Below are 15,855 nucleotides of genomic sequence, written 5' to 3'. Positions count from 1 at the left end.
CGGCAAGGACGGACCGGATATCATCGTGCGAAGAATGACGCTTCTGACCGGCAGCGCCCTGCCCTTCGCCCTCCTGATGGCGATGCCTGCCACCGCACAGGATCTCCAGGATCGCCCCGTCGCGCCGCCCCCCAGCGAGGGACCCGCGCCGGAAAATCCCGATCAGGTGCGCTTCAGCGCCGATCAGCTGGAATATGATATCAACGCCGATGTCGTGACCGCGACCGGCGAGGTGCGGATGCTGCGACAGGGCGAACGGTTGCGCGCCGACAAGGTCACCTGGAGCCGCAAGACTGGCAAAGTGCTGGCGACCGGCAATATCGCCGTCACCAATCCCCAGGGCGACATCGCCTACGGCGATCAGATCGAGCTGACCGATTCGCTGAAGGACGGCGTGGTCGACAACATGCTCGTCGTCTTGGAACAGGGCGGCCGCCTGGCCGCCGTGCGCGGTACGCGCCAGCCGGACGGCACGGTCAATCTGGAGCGCGCCGCCTACACCCCTTGCGCGGTCGAGACGTCGGAGGGCTGCCCCAAGGAGCCGTCCTGGAAGATCACAGCCGTCCGCGTCACCTATCGCCCGGACCGCGAGCGCGTGTACTTCAACGGCGCCAAGCTGAACCTGTTCGGCCTGCCGACCATTCCGCTGCCGCGCCTGTCCGCGCCGGTGGGCCCGGGCGGCGACAGCGGTTTCCTGACCCCCGATATCCGCCTGGACCGGGTGAACGGGGTCGAGATCGCCGCGCCCTATTACTGGCGGCTTGCCCCGAACAAGGGCCTGACCGTCACGCCGCACATCTTCACGGCAGTCCTGCCGATGATGGAAGCGCAATATGAGGCGCTGACCACCAAGGGGGCGTTTCGCGTCACCGGCTATGGCACGGTCAGCCGCCGCAGCGACGACCTGAACACGCTGAACCCGACCGATACCAGCCAGGCCTTTCGCGGCTATCTGGATGCCGTGGGCCGCTATCAGTTCTCGCCGGAATGGAGCCTGTCGGGCTCGATGCGGATCACCACCGACCGCACCTTCCTGCGCCGCTACGACATTTCGCGCGACGACCGGCTGCGCACCACGGCCAGCCTGGAGCATATCGACGCGGACAGCTATTTTGCGCTGACCGGCTGGTATGTCGAGACGCTACGCGTGAACGACCCCCAGGGCCAGCAGCCGATCGCGCTGCCTGAGCTCGACTATCGCCGTCGGTTCAACGACCCCTGGCTGGGCGGCAAGTTCGAGTTGCAGCTCAATACGCTCGCGATCAGCCGCACGGCGGGACAGGATACGCAACGCGCCTTTGCCAGCATGCGCTGGGACCTGCGCCGCCTGACGAACTGGGGCCAGGAGGTGACCTTCACCGCCTATGGCCGTGCCGATGCCTATAATTCCAATAGTATCGTCAGCACGCCGCTCGTCTATCAGGGGCTTGCCGGGTTCCAGGGGCGGGGGATCGGGGCACTGGCGGTCGACGTCAAATGGCCGTTCGTCGGCGAGCTATGGGGCGGCAGCCAGCGCTTCACCCCGCGCGTCCAGATCGTCGCCAGTCCCAAAATCAAGAATATCGACATCCCCAACGAGGACGCCCGCTCGGTCGATCTGGAAGACTCCAACCTCTTCGCACTGAACCGCTTCCCCGGTTACGACCGGTTTGAGGATTCGACGCGCATCACGTACGGCGCGCAATGGGCGCTGACCCTGCCGGGCTTCACCTTCGACACCCTGGTCGGGCAGAGCTTTCGCCTGAACGACCGCACGACCATCCTCTATCCCGGCACCGGCCTGTCCGATCGCTGGTCCGATATCGTCGGCCGGACGGAGGTGCGGTTCCGCGACTTCGTGTCGCTGACCCACCGTTTCCGCTTGGACAAGGACAGCTTCGCGGTCCGCCGGAACGAGATCGACGCGACGGTCGGGTCGCGCACCACCTATGCGCAGATCGGTTACCTCCGCCTGAAGCGGAACATCTTCACCTCGATCGAGGATCTGCAGGATCGCGAGGAGGTCCGTCTGGCGGGCCGGGTACAGTTCGCCCGCTTCTGGTCGGCCTTCGGATCGACGGTCATCGATCTGACCGACCGGTCGGAGGACGCACTGTCGCTGTCCAACGGTTTCGATCCGATTCGCCATCGGCTTGGCGTGCAATATGAGGACGACTGCCTGCGACTGGGCTTCACCTGGCGGCGCGACTATGTGCAGACGGGCGACGCTCGCGCGGGCAACAGCTTCCTGTTGACGCTGGCGTTCACCAATCTCGGTCGCTAAGCCGGTATTCAGCATGGTCGACCCATATTGCGAAGATTACGCGTCCCGTTCAGGCGCGATAAGGATCACAGACACGGTGAAGCACGACATTCGTACCAAGGGCCGCCGCTTCCGCGCTGGCGCAACGTTGATGCTGGTCGCAGTGGCGACGGGCGCGCTGGCGCAGACCGTCCCGGATCAAAGCGTCCCCGACACGGGTGGCCTCAACATCCCGAGCAACATGCAGCTGTTCGGCAAGCTGGACCCCAATGTCCGCAAGCCGACCGCCATCGTCAACGAGACGGTGCTGACCCAGACCGATATCGACCAGCGCATGGCATTGGCCATGGCGCTGAACAACGCGACGAACCTGTCGCCCGAGGATCGCGACCGGCTGCGCATGCAGATCCTGCGCCAGCTGATCGACGAGACGTTGCAGATCCAGGAGGCCAAGACCGCCGAGATCGCCGTCACCCCCGACGAGATCAACCAGGCCTATGCCCGCTTCTCCAAGCAGTTCGGCAAGTCGCCTGCCGAGATGAACACCTTCCTGCGTCAGGTCGGGTCGTCGGACAAGTCGATGCGCCGCCAGATCGAGGGCGAACTGGCCTGGAGCCGCTATCTGCGCAAGCGGGTCGAGCCTTACGTCAATGTCGGCGACGAAGAGGTGTCGGCCATCCGTGCCCGCCTGGAGGCGGCCAAGGGCACCGAGGAATACAACCTCAAGGAAATCTTCCTGTCGGCCAACGAGGCGACGCAGCAGCAGGTCTTTGCCAATGCGCGTCAGATCATCGCCGAAATCCAGAAGGGCCAGCAGCCGTTCGAATATTTCGCGCGCAGCTTCTCCGAAGCCTCGACCCGCGCGGTAAACGGCGACCTGGGCTGGGTCCGCTCGGCCCAGTTGCCGCCCGAATTGCAGGCGGCGGTTCAGCAGATGCAGGTCGGCCAGGTGGCCGGGCCGATCCAGATTCCGGGCGGCTTCTCGATCCTGTATCTGACCGACAAGCGCCAGGTCCTGACCGCCGATCCGCGCGATTCCCGCCTGTCGCTCAAGCAGCTGACCGTCAAGTTCCCGGCCGGCACCACCCAGGCCCAGGCCAGCGCGCGTGCCGCCGAATTTGCCAAGCAGACCCAGGCGATCCGGGGCTGCGGCGACGTGCAGCGCGTGGCAACCGCATTGAAGGCCGAAGTGGTCGACAATGATCAGGTGACGATCCGCCAGCTGCCGGCACCGCTCCAAGAAATCCTGCTGAAGCTCCAGATCGGCCAGGCGACGCCGCCTTTCGGCTCTCCCGAACAGGGCGTGCGCTCACTGGTCCTGTGCGACCGCGAGGAGCCGCGCTCGGGCAATCTGCCGACCAACGACCAGATTCAGAACCAGGTCGAGCAGCAGCGCGTCAACCTGCGCGCGAACCAGAAAATGCGTGACCTTCGCCGCGATGCGGTGATCGAATATCGTTGATGGGAGCGAAGCGATGATCCGGCCGCTGGCGATCTCGATGGGCGATCCGGCCGGGATCGGGCCCGAGATCATCGCCAAGGCCTGGGCCGCGCGCCACGAAGCGGGGCTGCCCCCTTTCGTGGCGGTCGGGGACGCCCGGGCGATCGAGCGCGTGTGGACGGGCCCGGTCATCCGGGTGTCGGACATGGCCAGCGCCGTCGCAGCCTTCGACGAGGCGCTGCCGATCCTGTCGGTCGATGACGGTGGCGAAATCCGCCCCGGCCGGCCCGATGTCGAGGGGGCACGCTGCGCGCTCCACGCGCTCGAACTCGCGGTCGGCCTCGTTCGCTCGGACGCGGCCGGTGCATTGGTCACGGGCCCGGTCAGCAAGGCGCAGCTCTACGACATCGGCTTCATTCATCCGGGCCAGACCGAATTCGTCGCCGAACGCTGCGGCGTGGCGGGGGCCAATGCCGTCATGATGCTGGCGGGACCGACTCTGCGTGTCGTGCCGATCACCACCCATGTCCCGCTGGCGGCGGTGTCCGACCTGCTGTCGATCGAGTTGATCGTCGCCAAGGGGCGGGCAACGGCGCGTGGACTGTGCAAGAATTTCGGCATCACGGCACCGCGCCTCGCTTTCGCGGGGCTGAACCCCCATGCGGGCGAAAGTGGCGCGATCGGGCGGGAAGAAATCGAACTGATCGAACCCGCCATCGCGCAGCTTCGCGCCGAAGGTATCGATGCGACCGGCCCGTTCGCGGCCGACACGCTGTTCCATCCGCGCGCACGTGCCGCCTATGACGCCGCGCTCTGCTGCTATCACGACCAGGCGCTGGTGCCGATCAAGACGCTGCATTTCGACGAGGGGGTCAACATCACGCTGGGCCTGCCGATCGTCCGGACGTCGCCCGATCACGGCACCGCCTTCGGTATCGCCGGTCAGGATCGCGCGCATCCCGGCGCGATGATCGCGGCCATCGCGATGGCCGGAGAAGCGGCGCGTCGACGTGCCGCAGCTGCTGCCTGAGCATGAACCCCGTCACACCCCTGCCCCCGCTGCGCGAGGTTATCGCCCGCCACGGTCTGTCCGCCGCCAAGTCGCTCGGCCAGAATTTCCTGTTCGATGGACAGCTTCTGGCACGGATCGCCGCCATTCCCGGTGACCTGACCGACCAGGACGTGCTGGAGATCGGTCCGGGTCCCGGCGGCCTGACCCGCGCGCTCCTGATGGCGGGCGCGAAGGTCACCGCGATCGAGCGTGATCGACGCTGCATTCCCGCACTTGCCGAACTGGCCGAGGCATTTCCCGATCGCCTGAAGGTCATCGAGGGCGATGCCCTGCGCATCAATGCGCCCGAGCTGTTCGAGAGCAAGCCGCATATCGTCTCCAATCTGCCCTATAATGTGGGCACGCCATTGCTGGTGGGCTGGCTCTCGGGGGCGTGGCTGCCCTGGTGGCAATCCTGCACGCTGATGTTCCAGAAGGAGGTCGCGGAGCGCATCGTCGCGGCGGCCGACCAGTCGGCTTATGGTCGGCTGGCCGTCCTGACCCAATGGCGCAGCGACTCGCGGATCGCGATGCCGGTGCACCGCTCGGCCTTTACGCCCCCGCCCAAGGTCATGTCGGCGGTCGTCCATATCACACCGAAGCCTGCGCCCGAGGGCGTCAGCTTCCGCACGCTGGAACGCCTGACGGCCGCTGCCTTCGGCCAGCGCCGCAAGATGCTGCGCCAAAGCCTGAAGCCGGTTGCGGGCGCGGTCGAGGCGCTGGAGTCAATCGGCATCGATCCCGCGCGTCGCGCCGAGACGTTGTCGGTGGACGAATTCGTCGCACTGGCCCGCGCCTTGGGCTGATCACCCCTCCCGTTCGCGGGTAGGATGATCATGCCCAGCATGGTGGAGGGGACTGACCGCAACAGACCGTCGCGTGTGGAATTCCCCTCCGTCAGGCCTTTACGGCGTCGGCGGGGTCTTGCTGTCGACCTGCGCGGTCGTCACGTTGGCGGGCGGGCCCTTGGCGATCTGCGCCGAAAGCGCCGTCGCGTCGGCGCAGTCGGCCTTGCACAGCGTCTTGATCTTGGCGAGATTGTCCTTCGCCCGTGCGACCGCACCGCGCTGGACCAGTGCTTCACCCTGACCACGCAAGGCGCGTGTGTCATTGGGATCGAGCAGCAGGGCTTCGCGATAGAGCCGGATCGCCTTGCCCGGCAGGCCGCGCGCATCGGCCACCTCGGCCAGCAGGACGAACGCCGCACGATTGCGCGGGTCGACCGTCACCGCCGTTTCCAGAATGTCGGTCGCGCCCTCCAGATTGCCCGCCGCCTTCAGGTTGCGGCCCTGCTCCAAGAGCTGGAGCGAGCGGGCGTCGATCTGGTTGTCCGGACGCTGGCCGCTGAGTGACGTGGAAAGCGAAACCACCGCCAACGCGGCAGCAGCAGCCAGGGACGACAAACGCATGAGGAACTCCGGACGTGGCACTGAGGCGGACGCTAGCATGGCGCCCGAAGGCAGGCGACAAAAAAGCCGTCGGTGCCATGGGTCGCCGGGTCCAGCCGGTGGCCCAGGCCGTGCGCCGTGCCGATTGCGGGTCGTACCGGTTCCGTCGTCCAGCCGGAATGCCGGGTCAGGAACGCCCCGACCTGATCGGTCCCTTCGGCATCAAGCAGTGAACACACAATATAGACCAGGCGACCGCCCGGCTTCACCAGCCCTGCCCCCATCTCCAAAACGTGATTTTGCATCGCCTGAAGCCGCGTCAGCCGCTCCGGGGTGAGGCGCCAGCGCGCCTCGGGATTGCGTCGCCAGGTCCCGGTGCCCGAGCAGGGCGCATCGATCAGGACGCCGTCCGCCTTGCCCGCCCAGTCGGCCAGCATCTCGACCTCGTGGCCCGGATTGAGCAACCGGCTTTCGATGATCGTCGCTCCGGCCCGTTCGGCGCGTGGCGGCAGCCGTTGCAGACGCGCGCGGTCGATATCGCAGGCGAGCAGAGTGCCCTGATTGGCCATTGCCGCCGCGATCTGGAGCGTCTTGCCCCCGGCCCCGGCGCACAGGTCGACCAGCCACTCGCCCGGCTTGGCCGCGAGTGCGGCACCGACCAACTGACTGCCCTCGTCCTGCACTTCGATCAGGCCGGCGCGGTACAGGTCGGATTGTTCGACCGCCGTGCCACTGGCCAGGCGCAGGCCGAGCGGCGCGTTGGCGGTCGGTTGCGCCTCGGGCCACTGCTCCAGCACCGCCTCACGCGTGCTGGCCAGACTGTTGATCCGGACGTCGAGCGGTGCACGGTCGACCAGTGCCGCCTGCTGACGCGCGTCGAGCCCCGATGCGGTCAGCGCCTCGACCAGCCAGTCCGGGGCAATGCCGCCCTCCGCGCGCGGTTCGTCGGCGGAGATCGCCGCCGGGCCATGCCCCGCCCCGTCAAACGTCTCCGCCACCGCCGGATCGCGATCGGCCAGCGCGACCATCGCGGCCCGTCCGGAGACGGGGGCGGGCCCCGCCTGGCGAATGGCGGCATAGACGAGTTCACGGACCGCTCGCCGATCCTTGGACCCGGCATAGCGACGCGTGGCGAAGTAGCGCGCGATCAACGTGTCCGCCGCCGCGCCGCCACTGGCGGCCGCCGCGACGATCTCGTCCAGCAACTCGATCGCCGCCTGGGTACGGGCGCCTGGGGTCATGCGATGCGCTCCGTGAGCTTAACGGGTAGGGTAATTGGGTGCTTCCCGCGTGATCGTCACGTCATGAACGTGGCTTTCCTTCAGCCCCGCGCCGGTGATCTGGACGAACTGGGCGCGCTCGCGCAGCGCTTCCAGCGTCGCCGAGCCGGTATAGCCCATCGCCGCCTTCACACCGCCGACCAGCTGGTGGATGACGTCGCGCGCCGGGCCCTTATAGGCGACCTGGCCCTCGATACCCTCGGGCACCAGCTTCATCTGGTCCTTGATATCACCCTGGAAATAACGGTCCGCCGAGCCCCGGCCCATCGCGCCGACCGAGCCCATGCCGCGATACGATTTGTAAGCACGACCCTGATACAGGAAGGTTTCGCCCGGTGCTTCCTCGGTGCCCGCCAGCAGCGAGCCGACCATGCACGCGCCAGCGCCTGCCGCCAGCGCCTTGGCAAGATCGCCCGAGGTGCGCAGGCCGCCATCGGCGATCACCGGCACGCCGGACTTCCAGCCTTCCTCGGCGCAGTCCATCACCGCGGTGAGCTGCGGCACGCCGACCCCCGCGACGACGCGCGTGGTGCAGATCGAACCCGGCCCGATGCCGACCTTCACCGCATCCGCGCCCGCATCGATCAGCGCACGGGTAGCAGCAGCCGTGGCGACGTTGCCGGCGATCACCTGCACCGTGTCGGACAGCTTCTTGGCCGCTTCCACGGCACGCGCGACGTCGCGGTTGTGGCCATGCGCGGTGTCGATGATGACACAGTCGACTTCGGCTTCGATCAGCGCACGGGTCCGCTCGAACCCCTTTTCACCGACCGTCGAGGCAGCGGCGACACGCAGGCGGCCCGAGCCATCCTTGGTGGCCGAGGGATAGGTGACGGCCTTTTCGATGTCCTTGACCGTGATCAGCCCGACGCAGCGATAGCTCTCGTCGACGACCAGCAGCTTTTCGATGCGACGGCCATGGAGCAGGCGACGCGCCTCGTCCTGGCCGACGCCGACCTTCACCGTCGCGAGATTTTCGTGCGTCATCAGTTCGGAAACCGGCTGCTGCGGGTTTTCGGCGAAGCGCACATCGCGGTTGGTCAGGATGCCGACCAGGCGGCCGTCGAACTCGACGACGGGAATGCCGCTGATCCGGTGACGCGCCATCAGCGCCTGCGCCTCGGCGAGGGTCGCGGTCGGCGAGATGGTGATCGGGTTGACGACCATGCCGCTCTCGAACCGCTTGACCTGCCGCACGGCGGCGACCTGCTGCTCGACGGTCAGGTTGCGATGGAGCACGCCCATGCCGCCCAGCTGCGCCATGACGATCGCCATGTCGGCCTCGGTCACGGTGTCCATCGCCGCCGACAGGACGGGAATGTTCAGCGCGATCGAGCGGGTCAGTTGCGTACGCGTGTCTGCGGTGCTCGGCAGAACGTCGGACTCCTGGGGCACGAGGAGCACGTCGTCGAAGGTGAGGCCGAGGCGGATATCCATGGGGCTGCCAAATCCTGCGGAGGGAACAAGTGGCGGGCCATGTAACCAAAGCAAGCCGTTCCCGCTAGGCCCTTGCTGCATCACCATGCTAGAACCCGTCGCAGACAGATAGTGGAGGAGCCGTCCATGGGCCTGATCGTCGCCGCGCTCGCGGTGCTGCTGGTGCTGATGTACCTGATGATGTCGATCAAGATCGTCCGCCAGGGCTATCAGTACACGATCGAGCATTTCGGCCGCTACACCGCCACGGCCGCCCCCGGCTTCAACTTCTATCCCGCCTTTTTCTATCGCGTCGGCCGCCGGGTGAACATGATGGAGCAGGTGATCGATATCCCGGGTCAGGAGATCATCACCAAGGACAATGCGATGATCTCCACCGACGGGGTCGTCTTCTTCCAGGTGCTCGACGCCCCCAAGGCGGCCTATGAGGTATCCGACCTGTATGTCGCGCTGCTGAACCTGGTGACGACGAACCTGCGCACCGTGATGGGGGCGATGGATCTGGACGAAACCTTGTCCAAGCGCGACGAAATTAACGCCCGGCTGCTGAACGTCGTCGATCATGCCACGACGCCCTGGGGCGTGAAGATCACCCGCGTCGAAATCAAGGACATCCGCCCGCCGGTCGATATCGTCAACGCCATGGCCCGGCAGATGAAGGCCGAGCGTGAGAAGCGCGCGAACATCCTGGAGGCCGAGGGATCGCGCGCTTCCGAAATCCTGCGCGCCGAGGGACAGAAACAGGCCCGCATCCTGGAGGCGGAGGGCCGCCGCGAGTCGGCCTATCGCGACTCGGAAGCGCGCGAGCGCGCTGCCGAGGCGGAGGCCAAGGCGACCCGCGTCGTGTCCGAAGCCATCGAGTCGGGCGGCACCCAGGCGATCAACTATTTCATCGCCCAGAAATATGTCGAAGCAGTGGGCAAGTTCGCCACCAGCCCCAATGCCAAGACGATCCTGTTCCCGGTCGAGGCGACGCAACTGATCGGCACGCTGGGCGGCATTGGTGAACTGGCCAAGGAAGCCCTCGCCCCGCACAAGCCCGACGCGACCACTCCGCGCGTCACGACCAAGCCCGGGCCGTTCGACAAGCCCGTCTCGTGACCATGCCCGAGATCGATCCCGCCGCGCTATGGCTGGCGGCGGGATTGGTGCTGGGCATTGCGGAGTTGCTGGTGCCGGGGGTGTTCCTGATCTTCCTGGCCATCGCTGCGGGAGTGACGGCCCTCACCGTCTGGGCGTTGCCGGATATGCCGGTGGTACTGCAACTGGTTGATTTCGCGATCTGGAGTGTCGTGTGCGTCTTGGTCGGACGACGCTGGTATCGCGATTTCGCGGTGGACGGCGATGGTCCGGTGCTCAACCAGCCAGTCCTGCGGCTGCGCGGGCAGATCGTCACCGTGACGACGCCGATCATCGGCGGTGAAGGCCGGGCGCGATTGGCGGACGGGGAATGGCCGGTACGTGGGCTGGACGCGGAAAGCGGGACCCGGCTGCGGGTGGCGCATGTCGACAACGGGGTTTTGCTGGTGGAGCCGATTGAGGATTGAGACCGAAGGCCAGGGGAGAACGACCGCCATGAGCGCCCTCCCCGACCCAGGAATTACGCCAGCACGGTAACCTTCGGCGCCGCCGCCCGCACGCCTTCGTCGACATGCTCGGCGAACTGCTGGAAATTCTCGTTGAACAGGTCGACCAGCTTGGTCGCCGTCGCGTCATAGGCGGACTTGTCGGCCCAGGTGTCGCGCGGGTTCAGGATCGCCGGATCGACGCCGGGCACCGAGACGGGCACCTGGAAACCGAAGTTCGGGTCGGTGCGGAACTCGGCGTGGTTCAGGCTGCCGTCGAGCGCGGCATTGAGCAAGGCGCGGGTCGCCTTGATCGGCATGCGATGACCGACACCGTATTTGCCGCCGGTCCAGCCGGTGTTGACCAGCCAGCAATCCACCCCGCCCTTGGCGATCCGCTCCTTCAGCAGGTTGCCATAGACCGAGGGGTGACGCGGCATGAACGGCGCGCCGAAGCAGGTCGAGAAGGTCGCATCCGGCTCGGTCACGCCGATCTCGGTGCCCGCGACACGCGCGGTATAGCCCGAGAGGAAATGGTACATCGCCTGTTCGGGCGTCAGCTTGGCGATCGGCGGCAGGATGCCATAGGCGTCGGCGGTCAGCATCACGATGTTGCGCGGCACGCCCCCCATATTGTCCTTCGACGCATTGGGGATGAAGTCGATCGGGTAAGCGCCTCGGCTGTTCTCGGCCAGGCTGTTGTCGTTCAGGTCGAGCTGGCGCGTCACCTGATCCATGACGACGTTTTCCAACACCGTGCCGAACCGCTTGGTCGTTGCAAAAATCTCCGGCTCAGCCTCGGGCGACAGGCGGATCATCTTGGCATAGCAACCGCCCTCGAAATTGAAGACCGCCGTGTCCGACCAGCCATGCTCGTCATCGCCGATCAGCGTGCGGCTGGCATCCGCCGACAGGGTTGTCTTGCCGGTGCCGGACAGACCGAAGAACACCGCCGTCGATCCGTCGGCACCCATGTTCGCCGAGCAATGCATCGGCATCACGCCCGTCGTCGGGAGCAGATAGTTGAGCAGGCCGAAGACCGACTTCTTCATCTCGCCCGCATAGCGCGTGCCGCCGATCAGGATCAGCTTTTCGGTCATGTTGACCGCGATCACGGTCGACGAGCGGCAGCCGTGGCGGGCCGGGTCGGCGCGGAAGCTGGGCAGGTCGATGATGGTGTAGTCGGCGACGAACTTGCGCAGCTCATGCTCTTGCGGGCGGACCAGCATCGTGCGGATGAAAAGGTTGTGCCAGGCCAGTTCGGTCACGACGCGAACACGGACGCGGTGCTCGGGCTGCGAACCGCCATACAGGTCCTGGACGAACAGGTCTTCCTTCTGGCCCAGCGCGGCGAAGAAATCGGCCTTCAGCGCGGCAAAGTCGTCCGGGCTCATCGGCTTGTTGGTCTTGCCCCACCACACGGTGTCGCGGGTCTCGTCGTCGCGGACCATGAACTTGTCCTGCGCCGAGCGACCAGTGTGCTCGCCCGTCTCGACGACCAGCGGACCATCGGCGGACAGCTTGCCCTCGCCGCGTGCGACGGCGGTTTCGATCAGCCGGGCGGTCACGAGGTTCCAATGCAGCGTGGCGCGGGTTTCGATGCCCTGCGCCTGCAGGCCGACTTCCGGAATCCGTTCGTTCATTAGAGCTTCCTCGTTCCCCATGGACCCTGTTTCAAAGAACCGGATCCCGTTTTGATCGCACGCGAGTTTGCCTCGGCGTTGCTCCTCCCATAGCCGTTTTGTTAAACACGTCAAACACCGCTTTTCGTGAAGACGGTTGAGCCGTGTGCCGCTTTCGCCTAACCGAGGCGCATGGCGGTATCCTCGCTCGATCATCATTGGGGTTTTCGCATCGCATGACGGCCACCATCGCGCTGGTCGATGACGACCGGAACATCCTGACATCCGTGTCGATCGCGCTGCAGGCGGAGGGTTTCGTGACCCGCGTCTATGCCGATGGCGAGGCCGCGCTGAAGGCCTTGATCGACAATCCGCCGGACCTGGCGATCTTCGACATCAAGATGCCGCGCATGGACGGGCTGGAGTTGCTGCGCCGCCTGCGCGAGAAGAGCCAGATCCCGGTCATCTTCCTGACCAGCAAGGATGACGAGCTGGACGAGGCGCTGGGCCTGGCGATGGGCGCCGACGATTATATCGCCAAGCCCTTTTCCCAGCGGCTGCTGATCGCCCGTATCCGCGCCATCCTGCGCCGGTCGGAAAATGTCGGGGCACCGCAAGGCACGCCCGCCGCGGACGTTCAGGGCCCGCTGACCCGCGGCGCACTGGCGATGGACCCCGCACGGCACCGTGTGACCTGGAAGGGTGAGCCGGTAACGCTGACCGTCACCGAATTCCTGATCCTGGAAACGCTGGCACAGCGTCCCGGCATCGTGCGGACACGAAACCAGTTGATGGATGCGGCCTATCAGGACGACATCTATGTCGACGATCGCACCATCGACAGCCACATCAAGCGGTTGCGGCGCAAGTTCCGCCAGGTAGATCCCGACTTCGATGCCATCGAGACGCTCTATGGCGCCGGTTACCGATTCTCCGAGGAGTGAAGCTCCCGACCTGGCGTTGCGCTGGTCGGGCCAGATTTCGCTGACGCAGCGAATTCTGGCGATCAACATCTTTGCCTTGCTGCTGCTGGCCGGCGGCTTCTTCTATCTCGACTCCTATCGCACCCGCCTGCTGGACAACCGGGTCGCCCAGTCGCTGCGCGAGGTGCGGTTGATGGGCGAGGCCCTGACCTCGGTCCGCGATGACGAGCGTGACGCCCTTGTCGGACGGCTTGCGCGCGACACCGGGGCTCGGCTTCGTCTGTTCGACATATCCGGCCGCCTGACCGGCGACAGCCGTGCGCTGGGTGTGCGCAACGTGGTGTTCCGCGACCCCGACAAACAGGATTGGGGCCAGGTCATCGCCCGGTTTCTCGACGCCGGGATCGACACGGTGGTCGGCGCGGCGCGGCCGCCGCTTTACCGGGAGCGGCGCGGCGGGGCGGAATGGCCTGATGTCGCCCGGGCCCGCGACGGGCGGATTTCCGCCTCGATCTGGCGCGCACCGGACCGTACCCCCGTCATCACCGCCGCCGCTCCCCTGCCCGGCGGCGGGGCGATCATGGCCACCGAGAACGCCCGGTTCATCACCGAGACGGTTCGGATCGAGCGGTTTCGCCTGAGTGTCCTGCTCGCCCTGGTCGCGCTGATCTCGGTCCTGTTGTCACTGTTTCTGGCGCGGACGATCGTGCGCCCGCTGCGTCGCCTGGCGCGGGCGGCCGTACGGGTCCGGTTGGGCCGGGCACGTGAAGTGGTGGTGCCCCGCCTGCCTGACCGGCGGGACGAGTTGGGGATGCTGGCGCGCGCCCTCTCCGACATGAGCCTGGCGCTACGTGCGCGGATCGATGCGACGGAAGCCTTTGCCGCCGACGTCACGCATGAGCTGAAGAACCCGTTGGCGTCGCTTCGCTCGGCGGTCGACACGCTGGAGACGGTTCACGACCCCGATCTCCAGGCACAGCTGCTCGCGATCGTCCGCGACGATGTCCGGCGGCTCGACCGGCTCATTACCGACATCTCGGATGCGTCGCGGCTCGATGCGCAGCTCAGTCGCGCCAAGTTCGATCCGGTCGACCTCCATGCGCTGCTCGCCGGGCTTATCGCCCAGCGCGAGGCGCGCGGGGTCGAACGTGGCATCCGCCTGCGCTTCGATTCAACCGAGCCCGGTCCGGCGATGGTATCGGGCGAAGGCGCCAGGCTGGAACGCGTGTTCGAAAATCTCGTCGCCAACGCCCTTTCCTTCTCACCCGCCGAAGCGGTCGTGGCGATCAGCCTCGCCCGCGAGCAGAGCGAGTTCGTCGTCCGCGTCGAGGACGAGGGGCCGGGCGTACCCGAGGAAGCACGCGAGGCAATTTTCCGTCGTTTCCATTCGATCCGCCCGAGCAGCGAGCATTTCGGCCAGCATTCCGGCCTGGGTCTCGCCATCGCGCGGACGATCGTCGACGCGCATCAAGGCCGGATTTATGTCGAATCGCGTGAGGATCGGTTGAGCGGAGCGCGCTTCGTCGTCCGCCTGCCGCTGGCGGCGGGGGCCTGAGGGTGGATCGGGAAACCGAGCTGATCCATGCCACCGGCCTCGTCATCGACGGTGTCGGCGTTCTGCTGATCGGACCGTCCGGGGCGGGCAAATCGGATTTGGCGCTGCGACTGATCGACCGAGGGGCGACGCTGATCGGCGATGATTATCTCCATGCTCGCCAGGACGGCACCATGTTGCGCGTAACGGTTCCCGATCGGATCGCCGGGCTGATCGAGGTGCGCGGGGTGGGTATCGTGCCGGTGCCATATGATGGTTCCGCCGTCATCAACCTCGTCGTCGCACTTGTATCCGGCTCCGATGCCGAAGAGCGCCTGCCGGACGCGCGTGATACGGTGATCGCGGGCGTCACCCTTCCTATCTATAGCATCGCCCCCTTTCCCGCTTCGGCCCCGATCAAGGTCGAGCTTCTGGTATCGCGTCTCAAGGAGCGTCCCTGATGGACCGAAAACGCATTCTGCTGGTCACTGGCATGTCCGGAGCAGGCACCTCGACCACGCTCAAGACGCTGGAGGACCTTGGTTGGGAGGTGGTGGACAATCTGCCGCTCTTCCTCCTCGACGGGCTTCTCGATGCCGCCCCGCCCACCGGCATGGAGGGCAAGAACCGGCCGCTGGCGATCAGCATCGGCGTAAGAACGCGTGACTTTGCCCCCGACCAGATCACGCAGAGCATCCGGCGGCTGAACGAGAGCCCCAACCTGGCGATCGAGACGCTGTTCCTGAATTGCGGCGGTGCCGAGTTGAAGCGTCGCTATGCCGAGACGCGGCACCGCCATCCGCTGGCGATGGACCGTGCGGCGGATGATGGCATCGCCCATGAACGCGCGCTGCTGGCGCCGGTCCGGGACATGGCCGACCGCCTGCTCGACACGACCAATATGACCAGCAACGACCTGGGCCAGTGGTTGCGCGCGAATTATGCGGTCGAGGGCCTGAGCGAACCCGTTCTGGCGGTCATGTCCTTCGGCTTTTCCAAGGGGCTGCCCCGCAATGCCGACCTAGTGTTCGACATGCGTTTCCTGCGCAATCCCCATTGGTCCGCCGAATTGCGCCCCGGCACCGGGCTCGACCAGGGCGTGATCGACTATATCCGGCACGACCCGGCCTATGAAACCGCCCTGGAACAGATCGAAGGCCTGCTCGACACACTGGTGCCACGCTACATCGCCAGCGGCAAATCCTACATCACCGTCGCGATCGGCTGCACCGGCGGGCGGCATCGCTCTGTCCACGTCGCCGAACGAATTGCGGGACGGTTGCGCAAAAGCGGTTTTTCCCCCACGGTGGTGCATCGTGATTTGAGCGCCGTGCCGAAAGACTCTCTTGAAGCCAGGCCGGCCAAGCAATGA

14 protein-coding genes are annotated in these 15,855 nt (G+C 66.2%); 10 read left to right on the top strand and 4 right to left on the bottom strand.

Going from position 1 to position 15,855, the window contains the following annotated elements:
• The first annotated feature begins 34 nt into the window (after positions 1-34).
• From U1703_RS01010 to rsmA, 4 genes are all read left to right on the top strand, one after another.
• A complete protein-coding gene (locus tag U1703_RS01010; protein ID WP_332784219.1) occupies positions 35-2,263 on the top strand; it encodes an LPS-assembly protein LptD in 2,229 nt (742 codons plus the stop codon).
• A 130-nt stretch (positions 2,264-2,393) separates the two neighbouring features.
• Complete coding sequence (locus U1703_RS01005) at positions 2,394-3,704, top strand: peptidylprolyl isomerase (RefSeq protein WP_320451273.1); 1,311 nt, start codon at positions 2,394-2,396, stop codon at positions 3,702-3,704.
• A gap of 13 nt (positions 3,705-3,717) precedes the next feature.
• Positions 3,718-4,713: a 4-hydroxythreonine-4-phosphate dehydrogenase PdxA gene (gene pdxA / locus U1703_RS01000; protein WP_320451040.1), complete on the top strand. Its 996-nt coding sequence runs from the start codon at positions 3,718-3,720 to the stop codon at positions 4,711-4,713.
• Positions 4,714-4,715: 2 nt separating this feature from the next.
• On the top strand, positions 4,716-5,540 hold the full coding sequence (gene rsmA / locus U1703_RS00995; RefSeq protein ID WP_332784218.1) for a 16S rRNA (adenine(1518)-N(6)/adenine(1519)-N(6))-dimethyltransferase RsmA: 825 nt from the start codon (positions 4,716-4,718) through the stop codon (positions 5,538-5,540).
• A 99-nt stretch (positions 5,541-5,639) separates the two neighbouring features.
• On the opposite strand, the gene U1703_RS00990 is transcribed toward rsmA, so the two are convergent.
• From U1703_RS00990 to guaB, 3 genes are read right to left on the bottom strand one after another with little or no spacing between them, the layout of a single operon-like run.
• Positions 5,640-6,143 carry a tetratricopeptide repeat protein gene (locus U1703_RS00990; protein WP_320451042.1) on the bottom strand — a complete coding sequence of 168 codons (504 nt, stop codon included), beginning with the start codon at positions 6,141-6,143 and terminating at the stop codon, positions 5,640-5,642.
• 32 nt (positions 6,144-6,175) lie between these two features.
• Entirely contained in the window at positions 6,176-7,363 is a 1,188-nt protein-coding gene (locus U1703_RS00985; RefSeq protein ID WP_332784217.1) for an RsmB/NOP family class I SAM-dependent RNA methyltransferase, read from the bottom strand.
• Positions 7,364-7,381: 18 nt separating this feature from the next.
• The gene (gene guaB, locus U1703_RS00980) at positions 7,382-8,839 is read right to left on the bottom strand and encodes an IMP dehydrogenase (protein WP_320451044.1); all 1,458 of its coding nucleotides are present in this window, start codon (positions 8,837-8,839) and stop codon (positions 7,382-7,384) included.
• Positions 8,840-8,965: 126 nt separating this feature from the next.
• Between guaB and U1703_RS00975 the strand changes: the two genes are divergently transcribed.
• Together U1703_RS00975 and U1703_RS00970 are read left to right on the top strand one after the other, a co-directional pair.
• Positions 8,966-9,940, top strand: coding sequence for an SPFH domain-containing protein (locus U1703_RS00975; RefSeq protein WP_332784216.1), 975 nt, complete (start codon positions 8,966-8,968; stop codon positions 9,938-9,940).
• A gap of 2 nt (positions 9,941-9,942) precedes the next feature.
• Positions 9,943-10,386 carry an NfeD family protein gene (locus tag U1703_RS00970; protein ID WP_332784215.1) on the top strand — a complete coding sequence of 148 codons (444 nt, stop codon included), beginning with the start codon at positions 9,943-9,945 and terminating at the stop codon, positions 10,384-10,386.
• A 53-nt stretch (positions 10,387-10,439) separates the two neighbouring features.
• On the opposite strand, the gene U1703_RS00965 is transcribed toward U1703_RS00970, so the two are convergent.
• Positions 10,440-12,047 carry a phosphoenolpyruvate carboxykinase gene (locus tag U1703_RS00965; protein ID WP_332784214.1) on the bottom strand — a complete coding sequence of 536 codons (1,608 nt, stop codon included), beginning with the start codon at positions 12,045-12,047 and terminating at the stop codon, positions 10,440-10,442.
• A gap of 215 nt (positions 12,048-12,262) precedes the next feature.
• Between U1703_RS00965 and U1703_RS00960 the strand changes: the two genes are divergently transcribed.
• From U1703_RS00960 to rapZ, 4 genes are read left to right on the top strand one after another with little or no spacing between them, the layout of a single operon-like run.
• The gene (locus tag U1703_RS00960) at positions 12,263-12,970 is read left to right on the top strand and encodes a response regulator (RefSeq protein ID WP_320451048.1); all 708 of its coding nucleotides are present in this window, start codon (positions 12,263-12,265) and stop codon (positions 12,968-12,970) included.
• Positions 12,939-14,504 (top strand): sensor histidine kinase, encoded by a 1,566-nt coding sequence (locus U1703_RS00955; protein ID WP_332784213.1) that lies wholly within the window; start codon positions 12,939-12,941, stop codon positions 14,502-14,504. Before U1703_RS00960 ends, U1703_RS00955 begins: the two co-directional genes overlap by 32 nt.
• Positions 14,505-14,506: 2 nt before the next feature.
• Positions 14,507-14,944, top strand: coding sequence for an HPr kinase/phosphorylase (locus U1703_RS00950; protein WP_332784212.1), 438 nt, complete (start codon positions 14,507-14,509; stop codon positions 14,942-14,944).
• A complete protein-coding gene (gene rapZ, locus U1703_RS00945; protein WP_332784211.1) occupies positions 14,944-15,855 on the top strand; it encodes an RNase adapter RapZ in 912 nt (303 codons plus the stop codon). The genes U1703_RS00950 and rapZ overlap by 1 nt, the downstream gene beginning before the upstream one ends.

The sequence above is a fragment of the Sphingomonas flavida genome, from assembly GCF_036663655.1.
GTDB lineage: Bacteria > Pseudomonadota > Alphaproteobacteria > Sphingomonadales > Sphingomonadaceae > Sphingomonas.
The sequence above is the reverse complement of the archived record's forward strand: the minus strand, read 5'-3'. Positions and strand labels throughout refer to the sequence as shown.